This is a genomic window from Paraburkholderia sp. J41 (assembly GCF_905220235.1).
Taxonomy (GTDB): Bacteria; Pseudomonadota; Gammaproteobacteria; order Burkholderiales; family Burkholderiaceae; genus Paraburkholderia.
This window is the reverse complement of sequence record NZ_CAJMZE010000008.1, coordinates 109,456-127,355: the sequence shown is the minus strand read 5'-3', so window position 1 is coordinate 127,355 and position 17,900 is coordinate 109,456. Positions and strand designations below refer to the sequence as shown.

Sequence of the window (17,900 nt, the reverse complement as noted above, 5' to 3'; positions counted from 1 at the left end):
GATCAGGTCGCCGCCCAGAAAACGAGGCAGCACAGCGCCACCACGGCGAGGCTTACCCGGTCGCGCGCGGCGAACACGATCGGATCGTCGTGCATCACGCCACGGTGCGCGATGATCCAGGTGCGGCTCACCCAGTAGAGAAGCAGCGGACACGCGAGCCAGATGATCTGCGGATGGCGGTAAAGATGCGCGGTGTTGCCATCCTGGATATACATGGCGAGCACGAGCACGGACAGATAGCCGGACGCCGTGCCCAGCGACGAGATGAGCGACAGGTCACTCGCCAGATAGCCGCGCCCGCGCGTTTTGGCGAGCCCGCGCGCTTGCATCGAATAGAGCTCGGCGTAGCGTTTCACGAGCGCGAGGCTCAGGAAGATGAACATCGAAAACGCGAGCAGCCAGAACGTGAGGTGACCGCCAATGGCGGCGGTTCCCGCGACGATGCGAGTGGTATAGAGCATCGCCAGCACGACGACATCTACCATCACCTGGCGCTTGAGGTATATCGAGTAAGCAAGCGTGAGTGCGTAGTAGCTCAGCAACACCGCGGCAAAGCGCCAAGGCAGAAAGAGCGCGGTCAGTGCGAAGGAGGCCGCGAGCAGGACCGGAAACAGCGTTATCCCCCAGCTAAGCGGTAGCGCGCCGGAAGCTAACGGGCGTTTGCGCTTGGTGGGATGGTGCCGGTCGTCCTCGAGGTCGAGCATGTCGTTGAGCAGGTACACGCTCGACGCACAGAGCCCGAAGGCGAAGAAAGCAATCAGCGCCGCGACGATGAGGTCCGGATAGGCGAGCTTGTGCGCGGCAAGCAGCGGCACCAAGATCAGCAGATTCTTCAGCCATTGATGCAGACGCAACGACTTCGTCCAGGTCTTTAGCGCCGGCGGGCGCGATTCGATCACACGTTCGACATTACCGATCTTGCGGGCAGCGCGTTCGACGCCGCTGTCCGGATTCACGACATAAGCGCGCGCAGCGGATTGCCAGACCGCGATATCGTCGCGCGAGTTGCCGGCGTAGTCGAAGTTCTTTTCGCCATATTCGGCCACGAGCTTGTCGCGTTTGCGATGCGCGGAGAGATTGACGCCGTCCGCGGTCGCAAAGGTCTGGTCAAACAGCCCCAGATGATCGGCAATGGCGTGGGCGTAGCGCTCGTGGCTGGCGGTCGCGAGCACGAGCGAGCGGCCGGCTTCGCGCTCCCCCTTCAACCATTCGAGCACCTGCGCGTCATAGGGCAGGACGGTAACGTCGACATTGGTATGGGTAGCGAGGCCCGCCTTGAGGGCGGGCTTGCCGCCACGAGCGAGCCACATGAGCGGCCGGTAGAACCGTAACGGCGCGGATTTGAGGTACGCGAATCCCGATTCGATTAGCACATCCGATCGAATCAACGTGCCATCCAGGTCAACAACGAGTGGTCTGCTGCGCATACGAGGGCGACGGGTGGCCCGAGGGCGGTGGTTAATATGTTTGCGGAGGCGGTGCGCCGACCTCCCCGCCTTAATGACGGGCAGGAGAAATGACGGCCATGATGCGCCGTGAGCGGCGCCACTTTACTATCTGCAAATGTCCAGCACAACCTCCGGGCGCCGGGCAACAACGCACGACATCCGTTAAAACCGGGCAATTGCGTAGCAACATTCATTACGCATGCCGCGTGAAGGGAGTCGAGGACGGCAGAGGCCCCGAATTCGATCATGCAGCGCCATAACATCTCACCGGGCCGCATGAGATGCCGCGCTATTTTATCAACGAGAAACGGGGAGCGATCTCGGGCGGCCCGACGGCCCGGCGACCGTCGCCGCCGCCGGAACCGCCTGCGGTTGCCGAAAGCAAACCGCAGCATGCTCAATTGGCGACGCTGATCAACCCCGGCTTCATCAAGGAACGGTACTCGGGAATCCAGCGCCGCAAATCGCGCCGTACCTGGTCATCGCCCGGAATGCTTCGCTGCATGAGCCACGGCAGCAGATGATCCAGGAACGCATCGGGCGCTTCGCGCGCACGCGCGATGCGCAATTTGGGGAACGGAGTACGCGTCGTGGTTTCGTCGTCCGCGAGCAGTTCCTCATAAAGTTTTTCGCCGGGGCGCAGGCCCGTGAATTCGATCTTGATCTGCTCCTCGTTCAACCCGGACAGCCGAATGAGGTCTCGTGCGAGATCGGCGATCTTCACCGGCTGCCCCATGTCGAGCACGAAAATTTCGCCGCCCTCCCCCATGCTCGAAGCCTGGAGAACGAGCAAACACGCCTCCGGAATGGTCATGAAAAACCGCGTTATTTCCGGGTGCGTCACGGTAACAGGACCGCCGCTCGCGATTTGCGCCTGGAATTTCGGAATCACACTGCCCGCACTTCCGAGCACGTTGCCAAACCGGACAGTCTCGAAATGCGTATGCGTCGTTTCGCGCTGCAACGAGCTGCAAACCATTTCGGCAAGCCGCTTGCTCGCACCCATCACGTTGGTGGGATTGACCGCCTTGTCCGTCGAAATCAGCACGAACCGGCTGGCTTCGTAGCGTATCGCGGCGCGCCCCACCCGGTAGGTGCCGAGAACGTTGTTCCGCACCGCCTGCCAGGCATTCGTCTGCTCCATGAGCGGGACATGCTTGTACGCGGCTGCATGAAAAACGATATGCGGCCGATAACGTCCGAACACCTGGTCGAGCAGCAACGAATCCTTTACGTCGCCCACGAGCGGAACGATCTCGATTTCAGGAAAGTTGACGCGCAACTCCTCCTCGAGTTTGTAGATCGCAAACTCCGAAACGTCGAGCGCGACGAGCTGCGCCGGCGCATAGCCCAGGATCTGCCGGCACAGTTCCGAGCCGATGGAGCCGCCCGCGCCGGTCACCAGAACGACGTGATCCTGGAGCAGAGCCGAAACGTGCGCCGTGTCGATGCTGACGGGGTCGCGCCCGAGCAGATCTTCAAGGTCGATCTGCCGAACCTGCGAAAGCATGGTCTGGCCGTCCTTGAGCGGCGTAAGCGCAGGCAGCACCATGGCCCGCACGCCGGCGCGCACGCAGGCCATGGCGATGCGGCGGTGCGCGGCCATCGGCGCGGAAGGCATCGCGATGATCACGTGCTCGACGCGCATGTCGGCTGCGATTTTTTGCAGCGAACCCAGGGGGCCCAGCACGCGATAGCCATAAATCTCGCGCCCGACCTTCAGAGGGTCGTCATCGAGAAGGCCCATCAGCCGCCATTGTCCGGACCGCTTGAGTTCGCGCACCAGATTGGCGGCTGCGTTGCCCGCGCCCAGCACCAGCACCGGCTTGCCCTGACCGACCAGACCGCCGTACAAATAAAATTCCTTGGTCGCGCGGTAAATGGCGCGGGCGCCCCCCATCGTGAGAAACAGCAGCAGCGGAGAAACAAACAGCACGGAGCGTGGGATGACAGGCTCGGGCCGTACGAGCGCGGAGCCGATCATGACGAGAATGCCGCCGGCGCAAACTGCCTTGGCGATGCGCAGGAGGTCCGGCAGGCTCGCAAAGACCCACATGCCGCGATAGAGACCGTAAAACCGGAACATGCAGCCATACACGACGATGACCCACATGAGCGCCGTCAGCGCGCTTCTCCAGAAGTCGACGGGCACCGATCCGTTGAACCGGATGATGTACGCGAACATCCATGCAACGGCCACGCCGAGCAAATCAAAGCCAAATGCACTCAAGGAAAGCCAGCGAGCTCTCAGTTTCATCATTTTCGAGTCACCTCGGCGCTATCCACGCGACCACGATATTGCTGCCAGCGTCGGTCAATATTCAAGCCAGCAAGTAAAAGCACGACAGCCCACGCGCCAGCCGCGATCCACTGCATCAGGGGTTTCAGTTGGAGCGCAAGCATGGCGATCGTCACGCCGGCGCCCATGGCGACGTACCACGCTCGCGCGGTCGCCGCGTGTCCCATCCCCGATCTCACCATACGCTGATAGTAGTGCTCCTTGTGGGGCAACCATACTCTTTCGCGCCGCAGGATGCGCCTGAGCAGGGTCACGCTCGCGTCGGCGATGAACGGCAGGAACACCAGCGGCGGGAACCAGATCGGCCATACCGAATTGATCCACCCCCAATAACCGAGCGCACCCGCGAGGAACCCAAGCGGAATGGACCCGGCGTCGCCCAGAAAGACCCGAGCGGGATGAAAGTTGAAGACGAGAAAGCCTGCCGCCGCCGCCATGACCGCGGTTGCCGCCATGGCGAGTCCCGCATCCGGGTGCGGGCCAAAGCCAGCCGCGAGCGCATAGCCGCCAAAGCCGAACAATGCCATGCCGCCCGCCAATCCGTCCGATCCGTCCATGAAATTGTACAAGTTCACTAGCCAAACCAGCAGAACGGCCAGCGCGACAAGCGCCCAGGCGGGCACGTCACCCGGCGTAGCCGCAATGAACACGGCGACGGCGGCAATGTGCGCGGCGAAACGAATCCGTGCCGGGAGGCCGCGACGGTCATCCACCTGGGAGACGACGGCGAGTGCGAGGGCCAGCAGCGCCGCGAGCCAAAGTTGCGGCGCGACGAGCCAGATCGACACGCAAACGACGGGCACGATCGCCCAGCCGCCGACGCGCGGCACCGGCTTCGAATGGAGCGACCGATCGTTCGGGACATCCGTGGCGAGCCGCCACGCCAGGCCGCTCGCAAGAAGAAATCGCAGGATCGCGGCGCTCGCGCCCAGTCCGGCGACGGCAACAATGACAAATATCCAGCGCGAGTCCATAGTCTGCATCGTTCGTTAGCGTCGGCCTGTGCGATACCAGTTCGCGGTCGCACGCAGACCTTCGTCCACCGGCATCGGCGGCGTCCAGCCAAGCGTGTTCCCGATATGTCGAATATCGACGCTCAGGCCACCGACCAGCCGGCTCACTTGTTCCGTACGCCCCGTAAGGCGCCCCGCTGCGCGCAGCCACGACACCGGAACGGGAATCAGGCGGCATGGCACCTGCAAGTGGCGCGCGAGCGTTCGTAAAAGCTCCGGCACGCTCAAATCCGCGCCGTCACCGACGTGAAATGTCTGCCCTGCGGCTTCTGGGCGTCTAGCGCACTCAACCAGCGCATCGACCAGATTATCGACGCTTATGAGACTGCGCCGCGCATGAACCGCGCCCAGCGGCAGCGGCACGCCGCGCGCCAGCGTGTCCATGAGCGCGAGAAAGTTCGCCCTGACGCCCGGTCCGTAGACGAGCGGGGGCCGCACAATCACGCACTCCATGCCGATAGCGGCGCAGTATTCGCGCAGCGCAAGCTCCGCCTCGAGCTTGGACACCCCGTAGGGATCGAGCGGCTCGGGCACGTCGGTTTCTTTCAGGGGCGCGCCGTCGTCCTGTTCGGCCACGGCCTTGATGCTGCTTACGTAGACGAAGCGCCGCACGCCGGCCCGCGCCGCGGCTTCGGCCACTCGCAGCGTTCCGGCTACATTTGTCCGACGAAAGGCGGCGAGCGGATCGGCAGCACTTTCGTTGAGGACATGCACCCGCGCCGCGAGATGGACGACGCAGTCGGCGCGCAGGTGCGCGGGCCACACGTCGCCAATGTTCGCGAAATCATCGGTCACTCGCAGGCAACCATGCAGCCCCGACGGCTCGGCGGCTGCGCCACGGATCGCGCCGCAGACCTGCGCACCGTCGCGTTCGAGACGACCGGCGAGCGCCTGCCCAATGAAACCGTTGGTGCCGGTAAGCAAAAATTGGCTCACGATACAGCCGCCCTCCCCGCCATCGGCATGACGCTGCGATAGAGGTCGCTGTACGCGCGCCCGAGCGCTTCACCGGAAAAATACCGCTCGTATCGCGCGCGCGCGGCGCGGCCCATCGCCTGTGCCTGCGCGTCGTCGGCGGCGAGCCGGGCAATCGCGCCAGCCAACGCTTGCGGCGACTCGGGAGGCACCACCCAGCCTGTCACGCCATCTTCGTTCACGTAGGACGTGCCGGTGCCGATTTCGCACGACACCATCGGCTTGCCGTACATCGCCGCTTCGACAAGCACCATGCCGAATGCCTCGGAGCGCAAATGAGACGGCAGCACGAGACCGCGGCAACTCGAGAGCAACGCCCGCTTGCCGGCGTCGCTCACCTGGCCTGCGAAGATGACGTTGGTCACGCCCAGGCGCGCCTTCAACTCCTGAAGGCGCGCCATTTCCGGACCGGAGCCGGCGATCACGAAATCGGCATCGACGTGCTGCGCCGCTTCCATGAGCGTATGGAGTCCTTTGTAATAGCGCAGCACGCCAAGCGAGAGAAACATCGGACGCCGGCCGACGCCAAGACGGGCGAGCAAGCCTTCGTCCGCGGGCAGCGCGGAACCGGCGTAGTCGGCGATGCCCAGAGGAATGGCGTGCAGCCTTTCTGGCGCGACACTGGCGCTGAGCACAGGGCTCGTGCGCACATATGCGGGCGACGTTGCGACCACCGCCGACATCGAGCGAAGCGTGCGCCGCATGAGCGGGCCGTAGAGCGCGCCAAGCATACGCTGGCGCACGATGTCCGAGTGATACGTCATGACGGAAGGCTTGCGCGAAGCGCCAAAAAGCGAGAGCACGTCGCCGAACGGCCAGGGAAAATGGTAATGCACCACATCCGCCCATTCCGACAGCTCACGAAAACGCCGCACCGCCGCGGGACCGCCCAGATCGCAGGAGGCCGGAGCCGCCCACGAACGGCTGCGCACGACGCGCCCTTCCTCGCGCTGCAATTGCGCCGGAGCCGGTTCGGGAGACAACGCAAAGATCGTCGATTCGACGCCGAAAGCGCGGCAACCGAGTGCGATCTGCCGGATCGCCTCCTGTAGTCCGCCCGGCGGGTCCGGAAAATAAGTACGGTAAACGTGTAGCGCGCGCAGTGGCCGGGACGGGTCCGGCATCGCCGGCTGATCGCCGGGCAGCGCGTCTGGCGCCGAGAGATCGGTCACGCTGAATGTTCCTGTTGCTGCACGATCCGCGCAAAATTGAGGTTGAGTCACGCGAGCTCGCTCATTGCGCGCCCGAGGACCGCGGCGCTTGCCGATACGTGATGATGCTCGACCACGTCGGCGAACGCGTCGCGACGAATACTGCGGCGCAGCGACGCGTCATCCGCCATGGCTTCGAGCGCATTGACCCAGGCGTGGAAATCGTTCTCGACGAGCATGCCGGTCCGGCCGTCGGCCACGCTTCCCTCGTAGATGCTGACGTGCGAGTAGATACCCGGCACCTGGGCGGCGCCGTAGTTCAGATACTTGAACGGATTCTTGCAGGCATTGAACTCCGCGGCCTCCGCGTCCTCGTCGCCGCCGAGCGGCGTAATGGCGAACTGATAGCTGCCGGACACGAGCGCACGCATGTAATCGGTGTACGGCATCCGGTTGGTGAAGTGTAGAAAAGGCAGCGAAAACATCTCCGGGAACGGATCGCCATAAAAGTCGAGCACGTAATCCGGATGGCGCAGGAAAAAGACTTGCAGCGCAGTCAGCAGCATGTCCTTCGCCGCTTGCATCTTGAGAAAGTCGGCGTTCGTGAAAACGATGCGCGGCGGCGCAGCTTCCTCTCCCGCGCGGGCGCCGGAATGCACGTAGCGCTCCACCCACATCCCGTTCGGCACGAGCAGAGGCGCACTCACGTACTCGCGCACCTTGCGTTCGAGCGTGGGGTTGGCGACAGTCACGACGTTCGAGAGCGCGATCAGTTCGTGGATCATCTCGAGCTTGTCGCGGTGCGCCGCGCCGCCGCTATAGGTCGGAAACGAAAAAATCCAGTCGTCGATGTCGTAGATCACGCGTACGCCGCGTGCGCGGGCACGCCGCACCAGTTCGAGCGCCTTGCGCGAACTGTGCTTGCTGAGAATGAGAACGTCGGCCCAGTCGACGCCGGCGGCAGCGCACTCGTCGTTCTCGGAGATCGCGGTGTACGTCAATTCGCCGCGCGATTCCATATATCCGAGCACCTCGGTGATGCGCGCGGCGACGGACAACGAAGGCACGCCGGCAGCCACGTGCGATTGACGCTGTAGCGCCAAAACCTTCTTCATGGCGCCTCCCTTCGTTGCGCACCATGCAGCGCGGTGACGAGATTCTCGCCCGGGCCCATGGAAAAACCCAGGAGTCGGGACGTAATCGCACCGCCCACGCTTTGCGTCTCGATTACGGAAACGCTGCCATTGGCCGGCAGGAATGCGGGAAACCGCTCCATACCAACGCCCAGCGTAGCCTGTAGCAAGCACGATATCGGCCCCGAATGGGCGACGACCATGACGCGCTCGCACGGCTCCTCGCACACCGCGCGCCACCATTCAAGCACGCGCGCGTTGAGTTGCTCGTGAGATTCGCCACCGGGGTAGGCATGCGAAGCATCGCTATAAAAGTCCGGCTGCGACGCGACGAATCGCGCAAGCGGCCATTCGGCGACGTCGCCGGCGTCCGTTTCGCCAAGGCGCGAATCGACGTGCCAATGCGCATGCGGCATGAGCTGGGACGCCGTCTGCCGCGCACGCTGCCACTGGCTCACATAGCAGCGATCGGCCACGATGTCCTGCGCCGCGAGCCACCTGGCCAACCTGCCCGCCTGTTCCCTGCCCAGGTCGTTGAGCGGGTCGGCGGGCGTACCGGTTACGAGGCCGGCGTCGTTGGCACACGATCGACCGTGGCGCACAAGATAGAAGATCATCGGGCCACGCCTTCGAGAATCTCGATCAACGGATCGATCGCTTCAGGCAGGCAGAAGCGGCGCAACTCGTTCACCAGCATGCGCTGATCGGAAGGCAACGCAAGCACCTCGTCGACGGCCCGCGCGATATCCGCTTCATCGTTCGGATTTGCGTAGACGGCACGTTCGCCGAAATGCTCTCGTGACCAGTCGGAGTCGCTCAGCAACAGACGGCACCCGGCAAGACCCGCTTCGATTGCCGACAAGCCAGGCGGCTCGTGCGAGACCTCGACGTAGAAAAGCGCTTCGCGCAAAGCGGCGCGCACGATCTCGGACTTCTGCGGCAGGCCCTTGAGAAATAGCGCGTTCTCGCCGGCCGCCTCGCGACACGCGTTGAAGTACGCCTCTTCGCGGCTCCGGCCGACGAAGACGCACGGAATGCCTTTATCGCGTAGAACATGGCAAGCCGCCAGCTGGTTCTTGTTCGGCTCGATCACGCCGAACCACAGCGCGTAATTTTCGATTCCGTAGAGGCTCTTGAACAAGTGCTCCGGCGCGGGCCGCAGATACGCACCATCGGCGCCGAGCACAACGCGGCGCGCCTTTTCGTCTGGCAGGCTGAAACGGCCGCGAAAATGCTGCTCCTCGGAGACTGACTTGAAAATCACGGCATCGGCGAGATTGACGTGAGCATCGACGAGCGAAGCGGGCACCTCGGCCGGATTGCGCACCCAGAGATTCGGCCAGAGCGCGATCTTTTTTCCATGCGCCTTGGCTTCCTTGAGCAATTCGAGTCCGCCGCCATGGACCGAAAAATGGAGCACGACGTCGTAATCGTCGATCGACCGCGAATACGGTCCGTAGATATCGACGATCATGCCGCGCTGCTTCAGGCTGTCGGCGATCGAAAAAATTTCATACTCGCCCCCGCCTCGTACGAAAAAGGCTTGGTGATAAGTGGTAATCAGAACGCGGGGACTTGACACGTCGTTATATCCAGCAAAAAGAATAGTAGGCCTAGCGAGCGCCGCCGAGAATCTGCCGCAGTACTTCGTCGCGGGTCAGTTCGATCAGATCGTCCGCGCGGCGCTTGCCCGCCGCCGCCAGCCGCGCGGCGACTTCGCCGTCCTGCGCCATCGTGCGCAACGCCGAGGCCGCCTCTTCACACGTGGTGAACTCGAGCGCGCAGCCCGCCGCGACTTCGCTCGCAGCCGTCCCCGTACGAACGAGGCATGGCAACCCGAGATGCATCGCCTCGAGAACGGGCACGCAAAATCCTTCGTGCTGGCTCACGGTCAGCAATGCGTCCGCCGCATTGAACTCCGCAAGCAAGGTATCGTCGTCGAGCACGCCGGCAAGCTCGACGACTTCGCCTACACCGATTTGACGCGCGCGCTCGAGCAAGAAATGCGCATAGGCGCCGTTCGGCGTCGAGCCGACGATGCGCAGCGTCGCCTTCACCCCCAGCTCGTGCGCACGGGCGACGATATCGATGGCATCTTCGACGCGCTTGTGCGGCACCACGCGGCCGACACACAAGAGACGCAAGCCATCGCGAGGCGTTGTCGCGGCACGCGTTGCCGCGCGCAGAAACACCGGCATGTCGGGGCACACCGGCGGCATGACGTCGATTTGTTCAGACGGCACGCTGCCAGACAGCGAGCGCGCCGTAAACCGCGAATTCGCGATGACGCGCTCGAAGCCCGCAAGCAAGGGAAACTGTTCGATCGACTTTGCGCAAAGATCCGCCGTAACGGGCTCGAACTCGCGCAGCAGTTCGGGCAAGGTCACGCCATGGAAGTAGCAGATTTTGCGTGCCGGCAGCGCGAGCAAGCGCTCCAGAAGCGGATCGTGAATGGAGTAGCTCACCCACAACGTATCGTGCGGCTGTACTTCGTCGAACAGCAGCTCGATGGGCTGGACGTCGCCGGCAAAGCGCTGCGCATAGGCCTGCGCTTCCCAGCCGAGGCGCCGCGCCGCACGCGCAATGCCAAGGCAATGATTGCCGACGGCGTCGCCGGGAAATATGTCGGGAGCTGCTATGAAAAGTCGCATCGCGAATCCTTAGAGGCTTTGATCGAGTGCCTGCAGGCGCTCGACATAACGGCGACCCACGCTCGCGGGCGAGTAATGCTCCCGCACGAATGCCTGGCCCGCACGGGCCCGCGCGTCGCGCTCCGCGGGCGCCTCGACACACTCGCGCATGCATTGGGCGGCCTCGGCAACGTCGGCGTCCCACCAGAACTGCCCTTCGGCAAAACTATATTCACCGGGCCGCACCGGCAGCGTCGCGCCGCCGACCAGCCATGCGGTGCGCTCGTTCGTGAAGTCCAGGTTTCCCGAGAACGCAGACACGATGACCGGCTTGCCTAACCACATGGCCTCCGCGATGTTGCGCCCGAACCCTTCCGCGCGATGCAGCGAAACGAAGCAGTCAGCCAGCGACTGTAGCGCGATGACCTGCTCGCGAGGCAGCGCGCCGGAGAGAATCGAAATGCGCGGATCGGCGGCCGCAAGGCGCATGACCTCGTTCCACTCGGCGCTCTCGCTCGTCATGTTCATCGTCTTGACGAGCAGATGCACGCCGCGCACCGTCGGCGCAAACGCCTTCTGAAACGCTTGCACGACGGCCAGCGGATTCTTGCGAAACACGCTCGAATTGCCGTCCAGTATATTCAGGAAAACGAAAGCGTCGGAAGGCAAGCCGAACTCGGCGCGCGTGTAGACACGCGAAGGCGCCGGCAAATCGACCGCCATCGGCATCACGAACACCGGTTTCGTCGTTGCGCCGCGCATGGCATTGGCCGTATAGGACGTGCTGGACCAGATTTCGTCCACGACGTCGATAGCAAATTCCATGCCGCGAGGATAGTTGGGTAGCTCCCATTGCCAGCAGCCAATGTTGTAGCGGCCGCCGAGCAGAGCGTTGCGCGATGCAGCAAGCAGGCGGATCGTTTCGTAGTGAGGCAGGAAAAGCAGATTGGTCCGGTACACCGCCGAATTCGTTTCGTACAGATGAAACGAGCGGTCGTCCTGGCGCGCGCCGATCGTGAGCGGAATATGCGGCAGGCAGAAGTCGTAGTCCACCTGTTGCAGCGCGCGCGAAGCCATGCGCACGTCCTCGCCGATGCCCAGTTCACCACGCGCGAAGCCGACGATGTTCACCCCGCCGATACGCCACGTGCCCTGCCACAGCTCGGCTGGATCTCCGGACGGCATTTGCGTGGCCGGCGCCTCTATGGGCAAGCCGATTTCCTTGTAGCCGTACTCGCGCAGCCAGCTATTGAGCGCGGCACGGCCCTCCGCCGTCCCGATATCGAATGCGTTGCGCAAGTCGGCCCGACGTTCGTATAGCGCGCGCGCGAGCGGATGCACATCGTCGCTCGCGGAACGGTCGATGCCCAGGTCTTCCAGTGCCGGCCGCAATACGCCCGGCAAGCGATTCGCAGCGAACTCGCGGCACCACCACATCACCATCTCGCGGCGCTGGCGCGCGTCCATCGGATCGAACGAATCTGCCGGGTCGAGACCGCGAGCCTGGTATAGCGCGCACATGCCCTTCGTGATGACGACGGCGGCATCCTGGGGCAACGCCGGCTCGATCTCGCGATAAGCCGGCTCCGGAAGCAAGCGCACCGCGAACGGCTCGTCGATGCCGAAGGCGAGCCACCAGCGCATCAATTGCGCGCGCCCGGACGACGTACTCAGGTCAATGCCTTCACGCAGGTCGTCGCGCGAATCCTGCAACGCGCACAGTCCACGGGTAAAGGGCAACAGCGCATCCTGAACGACATCGTGCGCGGTTTCCACCAGCGCCTCGGGGTTGCCGAGCAGTGCGAGATGGGCGTGCCACAATGCGTCGCTCATCCACCACTGCACAAATGCGCGCCGCCCCTCCGGCGTATCGAGATCCATTGCGTCACGTAGATCGTCGCGCGAATCGTGCAACGCCCGCATCCCTACCGTTATCGTCAAGCTTGCGTCCTGCGGGAGATCGTCGGCGGGACGCTCATAGGCTTCTCGCGGCATGAAGCTCGCCATCACGGGGTCCATGCGCCCTTCCCTGATCCACCAGTTCATCAAGCCGCGCCGGCCGTCCACGCTCTCGAGGTCGAAACGCCAAAGGTCGTCGCGTACGCAATGCAACGCGCTCAGGCCGCGCGTTATCGGAACGCCAACGTCCTGTGTCACCCCGGAATCCGTTTCGGAATAGGTATGCGCAGGCATGAACGACTCGAACGAAGGGTCGTGACGCCCCACGCTCAACCACCAGCGGAGCAGGTGAAGCCGGCCGTCCCGCGTGGAGAGATCGAGCGACGCCAGATCCGGGCGGCTGAGTTGCAGCGCGTGCAGGCCGCGCGTGACGGGCAGCGCAAGATCCTGAATCACCCCGGGGTCCGGCTCGCCGTAGGCAGAAGCAGGAATGAAGGCCGTCAACGCGGGATCGCCCCTGCCGGCCTCCATCCACCACGCGATCAGCTTCTGCCGACCGCTGTGGGTCGTCAGATCGAAAACCGCAAGGTCCTCGCGCGCCATGTGCAGTGCGAGCAAGCCGCGCGTAATGGGCAGCGCGGCGTCCTGCTCGATCTGAACTGCCACTTGCGAGTAGTACTCCGCAGGCAAGAAACGGCTCACGTGAGGATCGCGCATGCCGTCCTGCATCCACCAGACGACCAGGGCGCGGCGCCCTTCGGGCGTATTCGTGTCGATCGCCTCGCGCAAATCGGGACGTGCATCGGCGAGAGCACGCATGCCACGCGTGACAGGCAGCGGCATGTCCTGGCGCAGCGCCGGATCGACTTCCCGGCACGCGTCGAGGCTCACGAACTCGACGTAACGCGCGTCGTAGCTTCCGGCCAGCATCCACCAGCGCAACGCGTCGCGCCGCCCTTGTGCCGACTCCATGTCGAAAGATTCGCGCAAATCATCGCGGGCAAGCCACGTTGCGTGCAAACCGCGCGAAATTGGCAATATGGCGTCTTGCGGCAGTTCGTCGTCGGCTTGCGCGAGCCACGCAGTTTGCCTCGCGTCGATTGCGATGCCCTGATTCAGATAGACGGCCGCGCAGTGCAAGGGCCGCATCGGGTCGAGATACGCCTGCAACACGCGATTGCCCAGCCACAGGCCATCGATGATGGGCGTTCGCGCGAACGGCCTGTCGCCTTCGCTGGCGAACACCGCGTCGAACCCGCCGGGGCGCCGGTGGTCGCGCAAGTCGCGGCCCGGCTGGACGATCGGGTTGTTGAAGAGAAAAACGTTGCGCTCGACAACCTGCGTAAGCTCGTCGGGAATCGTACGCGCGTCGCGGGACAACCCCCGCGAATGAAGCCACGTGTAATCGACGATGCGTGCGCCGCTCTCGCGCAGGCGCATGGAAAGCCCGTGCTCGTCCAGAATCGACATCGCCTTCGACTGAAAGCGCACGAGATTGGCCGCTCCCATCTCGAATACGGAATGCCACTTGCCGTGCGGCAAACCTTCTCCGGTCAGCCAGTCGACAAGATATTCGCGATAGTTGGCGGAGAGCGGAGCGTCATCGCGAAACGGTGTCGACGCGTCGGTACTGAAAACGTCGTCAAAGCCCAGTTGCCCCGTGAAAGAACCCAGCGCGCGAATGCGCCGAGGATGCGCCAGCAGAAACTTCGAACATCCCCACGTCTGGAAGGTGCGGCCCAGCATGCGTGCCGGCGCGGGATACGCATCCACATGCGCCAGCACGACCTGCGGATTCAGCGCCGCATAATCGAACATTGCACGATTGATGTACGGATAGAAGCCGTTGTACTCGTTTTCGAAAGCCGACGTGACGACATGCACCAGATCGTAGGACTCGAGCGCGTCCCCCACTTTCGCGAGCGCGCTGTCCCAGCCGCTGAACTCGCGGCGTGTATTGTCGCCGCCGATCAGCATCGCACGCGATCCGAGCGGCACCGCGCAATCGAGCGGCATCGCGGTGTCGATCAGAAGCGCATCGTAGTCGATGCCGTCGATCCGTTCGTACATTTCGCACAGGCGCTTGAACGCACCGCGATAGTCCTTGTCCGCGTAGCGGACAAATAGCGTCAGCACCTTCATTCTTCCAGCTCCACTTCGAAGATGATTTTGTTCTGGTCAGCGTTGGTCCAGCCCACGCGCTCGACATCGAACTGCTCGGTGCGATAGAAGAATTCGAGCCGCTCGAGGCAGCGATCCGTCGAGACTTCTTCGATGAGACGGCTGGCAAGCGTCAGAAGGTCTTCGGCGGCCGCACGCCAGCCGTAGGGCGCAGCGGGCGCGAGCGGCTGGCTGCGACGAGCCGTCCAGCCCGCGGCGTCGTCGAGCACGTCGGCCACGGCGGTCAACAATTCGTTGCGCGATTCGAACGGCACGATGCCCTCGACCGGGCTCACGCGCGCGCCGATCTCGTCCAGCAGCGTGCTGTTGCGCGCGATAACGCGTTTGCCGAAGGAAAGCGCCTTGATGATCGGCAGTCCGAATCCCTCGTAGTGCGACGGAAACACGAGGCAGGCCGACTCGCGAAAGAGGCTGTCGACATCTTCGTGCGAAAGCTGGCCCGAAGGATGTTGCTCGACGTTCGGATACTGTTCCGCGATTTCGCCCAGCACCTTGAAGCGCGTTTGCGGAAACGAAGCCGCCAACACATGCACGACCTCGTACAGCCCCTTGTGATAGTACTGGTTGCCGACAATCAAGACATAGGGCTCGTCCGCGGCCTGCGCCGGCTCTGCGGGCGCCGCCACGAAATATTCCGCCGGATCGAGCGAGCACCATGACACGACGGACGGCGCCTTCGCCGCCTGCGGAAAACGCTGCGCGAACGCGCGCTGCGTGTAGCCGCTGTTGTAGACGAAACCATCGGCGGTCGCGGCGGCCGTGCGCCAGACCCCGTCGATATGCGGCATGCGGATGTAGTGGCAGTCCCACGCGATCGCATCCATGATCAAGTACATGTTGACGAGCGCGAGTTTCGTCTGATCGCGCAGCTCGCTAAAACTCCAGGGCTGCGACAGACGCACGCAGGCATCGTATAGCGCATCGGCGGGCAGTTCGTAGACGAGCCGCTCGTGCATCGACCGATCGAGACCGTGAAATTGCGCCGACTGCGGCGAGACCCAGAACGACGGCTCGATGCCAAACGTTTGAGCCAGTTCGAGCAGCGGCGGAATCAGCGAGAGGATGTGCTGCGCCGTGCCGTTGAAGCCCGGCGCCAGGTTGCGGATGTCGAACAGCACGCGCCGCGCCGGCTTGGACTTGAGGCGATACCACAGCAGCTTCTCGAGCACCTGCTCCGGGAACGCGGCGCGGCGCTCGATCGCCCGATAAAGATCGCTTGCCCGCGCAAGCGCGGGCGCGGCCGCCGGCCCCTCGTAGCGGCCCGTTTCCGGAGCGAAAAACATCGCGCGATGACTGACGACCGCGCTATGCCCACGGCGGTTCGCTCGAATGAACAAACGTGCGAGCGCGTCGGAAAGATCGAACGAGTCGCCCTCGAGCCGTCCGAAATTGTCGAGCACGCTTGCTCGCACGAGAGCGGGCGCGGCCACCACGATACCGCCGCCCGCGTATTGCGGCAGATGCGCGAGCAGGGCGTCGAACGCCTGCGCCGTGGCGACGGGTTCGTCGCCACGCGTGCGCGGAATCGGCGCCGAGCCGCCCACGTTAGTTCGCGGCACGGAGAAACCGTACAAAGGGTCCGCGCTCATTGCGTGGCGCAAGGCATCGACCGCGGTCTCGTCGAACTGATATTGCGGCGAGGAAAAGAGCACGTCGGTGCGGCTCTCGATCAGCGGATACAGCACGCGATTGAGCGACGAGTGCCATCCACGCGCGTCTTCGACGATGACGATCTCGACGCGCGCGGCGTCGAGGCTGCCCAGCGCCGCCACGTCGGTGCCGGCCGTGACGAATACGACGACTTTCGACGCAAGCGCCGCGAGACGCCTGACTTGCGCGGCTTGTGGCAGGCAGCCCTCGGCGGGCGTAAATACGACGGCAAACTCGTTATTCAGCATGCGCTTCTTCCGTTTCAAGTAACCGGCAGTTGTCGATCGCCTCCGCGAAGGATCGGTAGACGTTGCCCGCTTCGAAATGCTCGCCAATGAAAGCATGGGCCGCAAGTTGCAGCGACTGGCGCCGCGTGTCGCTTTCGAGCACCGAGGCAATGTCCCGCGCGAATTCGACTACGTTTGTCGCGATCAGCACCGGAACGTCGCCCAGTTCGCGCAGGCCGTCGGCGGCCGAGGGCCACGCCACGTGCGCTTTGCCCCAGGCGAGGGCCTCGATGGTCTTGATCTTCAGGCCGGTCCCGACCCGGCAAGGATTCACCACGACCTGGGCCTCTTCGTACTCGCGCTCCAGATTCTCGACGAAACCGAGCAACGACACCGAAGGATCGTCGCACCAGACCTCGCGGCACACGCGGCCGATCACGTGCAAATGCGCGCCAGGATTGCGTGCCTTGACGAGCGGCCACGTGTAGCTGAGAAAGTCCTGCGTGCCGCGAACGTTGAACTCGTTGCCCGACGCGACGATGAGCACGCGCCCCGCCACCATGCGCGAGGGAACGGCGTGATGGATATCCAGATCGAAGCTCGTCAACAGCGCCTTGCGCTCGGGAACCAGCTTTTCGATTTCGTCCTGCTCGACGCGCTGAATCGCGAGAATCGCATCGGCGCGCTTCAATAGCTTGCGCTCCTGCTCGTCAGTGAGACTGAGCCCGTAGTCCTTGATGCCGTATTGCTCGACCGTTGCCTGCTTGCGGCAAAAAAGGTCGTGCGCGTCGATCACACGCAGCGTATCGGCGCATTCGGGCAGCGTGAGAATGCGGCTCATGAACACATACTGGGAGACCACGACATCGGGCCGCACGGCGGCGGCGATCGCCGCGATCTCATCGACGAACCATGCCGGACAGAATCCGTCCTGCAACTCGCTGAGCCGCGCGTCGTCGAGGTCGGAGTCGATCAGGGCGGAGGTGCGCGCGTTCGGGCCCGCGGGGCGCGGAATCACGCGATTGTCGAATACATAAAGATTATCGACGACGCCGCGCAGACCGGAAATGCACTCGTTCGACACTTCCTCGTCGCCGAGCGGCTTGATCACGAGCGTCATGGCGTAACCCTGCGCGCGCAACCAGCGCAACATCTTGTAGATGCGAATTTCGTTGCCCGCAGCGGGCGGGTAAGGCAACACGTGCGTCACCATCATCAAATGATGCTTCGCTCGTTGACCTTGCTCTAGTTTGAAAAATGCCGGGTTCATGTCAGCGCGTGTTTTGCTCTTCAT

12 protein-coding genes are annotated in these 17,900 nt (G+C 63.6%); all 12 read right to left on the bottom strand.

All coding sequences use genetic code 11. The annotated features are described in order from the left end of the window. Window positions 1–2 precede the first annotated feature (2 nt). Window positions 3–1,427 (bottom strand): UbiA family prenyltransferase, encoded by a 1,425-nt coding sequence (locus tag U5805_RS10730; protein WP_322103455.1) that lies wholly within the window; start codon window positions 1,425–1,427, stop codon window positions 3–5. 418 nt (window positions 1,428–1,845) lie between these two features. Beyond that, window positions 1,846–3,708: a nucleoside-diphosphate sugar epimerase/dehydratase gene (locus U5805_RS10725; protein WP_322103454.1), complete on the bottom strand. Its 1,863-nt coding sequence runs from the start codon at window positions 3,706–3,708 to the stop codon at window positions 1,846–1,848. After that, window positions 3,705–4,730 (bottom strand): glycosyl transferase, encoded by a 1,026-nt coding sequence (locus tag U5805_RS10720; RefSeq protein WP_415914569.1) that lies wholly within the window; start codon window positions 4,728–4,730, stop codon window positions 3,705–3,707. The genes U5805_RS10725 and U5805_RS10720 overlap by 4 nt, the downstream gene beginning before the upstream one ends. A 6-nt stretch (window positions 4,731–4,736) precedes the next feature. Continuing rightward, window positions 4,737–5,696 carry an SDR family oxidoreductase gene (locus tag U5805_RS10715; protein ID WP_322103452.1) on the bottom strand — a complete coding sequence of 320 codons (960 nt, stop codon included), beginning with the start codon at window positions 5,694–5,696 and terminating at the stop codon, window positions 4,737–4,739. After that, window positions 5,693–6,838 carry a glycosyltransferase gene (locus U5805_RS10710; protein ID WP_322103565.1) on the bottom strand — a complete coding sequence of 382 codons (1,146 nt, stop codon included), beginning with the start codon at window positions 6,836–6,838 and terminating at the stop codon, window positions 5,693–5,695. Before U5805_RS10710 ends, U5805_RS10715 begins: the two co-directional genes overlap by 4 nt. A 116-nt stretch (window positions 6,839–6,954) precedes the next feature. Further along, a complete protein-coding gene (locus U5805_RS10705; protein WP_322103451.1) occupies window positions 6,955–8,001 on the bottom strand; it encodes a glycosyltransferase in 1,047 nt (348 codons plus the stop codon). After that, window positions 7,998–8,636, bottom strand: a complete 639-nt coding sequence (locus U5805_RS10700) for a histidine phosphatase family protein (RefSeq protein WP_322103450.1) — start codon at window positions 8,634–8,636, stop codon at window positions 7,998–8,000. Before U5805_RS10700 ends, U5805_RS10705 begins: the two co-directional genes overlap by 4 nt. Next, window positions 8,633–9,493: a glycosyltransferase gene (locus U5805_RS10695; protein WP_322103449.1), complete on the bottom strand. Its 861-nt coding sequence runs from the start codon at window positions 9,491–9,493 to the stop codon at window positions 8,633–8,635. The genes U5805_RS10700 and U5805_RS10695 overlap by 4 nt, the downstream gene beginning before the upstream one ends. A 139-nt stretch (window positions 9,494–9,632) precedes the next feature. Further along, window positions 9,633–10,670, bottom strand: coding sequence for a glycosyltransferase (locus U5805_RS10690; protein ID WP_322103448.1), 1,038 nt, complete (start codon window positions 10,668–10,670; stop codon window positions 9,633–9,635). A 9-nt stretch (window positions 10,671–10,679) separates the two neighbouring features. Further along, a complete protein-coding gene (locus U5805_RS10685; RefSeq protein WP_322103447.1) occupies window positions 10,680–14,690 on the bottom strand; it encodes a glycosyltransferase family 4 protein in 4,011 nt (1,336 codons plus the stop codon). Further along, entirely contained in the window at window positions 14,687–16,627 is a 1,941-nt protein-coding gene (locus U5805_RS10680; RefSeq protein WP_322103446.1) for a glycosyltransferase, read from the bottom strand. Before U5805_RS10680 ends, U5805_RS10685 begins: the two co-directional genes overlap by 4 nt. Then, complete coding sequence (locus U5805_RS10675; RefSeq protein WP_322103445.1) at window positions 16,617–17,822, bottom strand: glycosyltransferase; 1,206 nt, start codon at window positions 17,820–17,822, stop codon at window positions 16,617–16,619. The genes U5805_RS10680 and U5805_RS10675 overlap by 11 nt, the downstream gene beginning before the upstream one ends. Window positions 17,823–17,900: the final 78 nt, after the last annotated feature.

Bases quoted from the DNA above. Each gene is read 5' to 3' on its own strand.
- U5805_RS10720 (WP_415914569.1), bottom strand. From the start codon at position 4,730: ATGCAGACTATGGACTCGCGCTGGATATTTGTCATTGTTGCCGTCGCC.
- U5805_RS10695 (WP_322103449.1), bottom strand. From the start codon at position 9,493: ATGATCGTCGATATCTACGGACCGTATTCGCGGTCGATCGACGATTAC.
- U5805_RS10705 (WP_322103451.1), bottom strand. From the start codon at position 8,001: ATGAAGAAGGTTTTGGCGCTACAGCGTCAATCGCACGTGGCTGCCGGC.
- U5805_RS10725 (WP_322103454.1), bottom strand. From the start codon at position 3,708: ATGATGAAACTGAGAGCTCGCTGGCTTTCCTTGAGTGCATTTGGCTTT.
- U5805_RS10675 (WP_322103445.1), bottom strand. From the start codon at position 17,822: ATGATGGTGACGCACGTGTTGCCTTACCCGCCCGCTGCGGGCAACGAA.
- U5805_RS10730 (WP_322103455.1), bottom strand. From the start codon at position 1,427: ATGCGCAGCAGACCACTCGTTGTTGACCTGGATGGCACGTTGATTCGA.
- U5805_RS10685 (WP_322103447.1), bottom strand. From the start codon at position 14,690: ATGAAGGTGCTGACGCTATTTGTCCGCTACGCGGACAAGGACTATCGC.
- U5805_RS10680 (WP_322103446.1), bottom strand. From the start codon at position 16,627: ATGCTGAATAACGAGTTTGCCGTCGTATTTACGCCCGCCGAGGGCTGC.
- U5805_RS10700 (WP_322103450.1), bottom strand. From the start codon at position 8,636: ATGATCTTCTATCTTGTGCGCCACGGTCGATCGTGTGCCAACGACGCC.
- U5805_RS10690 (WP_322103448.1), bottom strand. From the start codon at position 10,670: ATGCGACTTTTCATAGCAGCTCCCGACATATTTCCCGGCGACGCCGTC.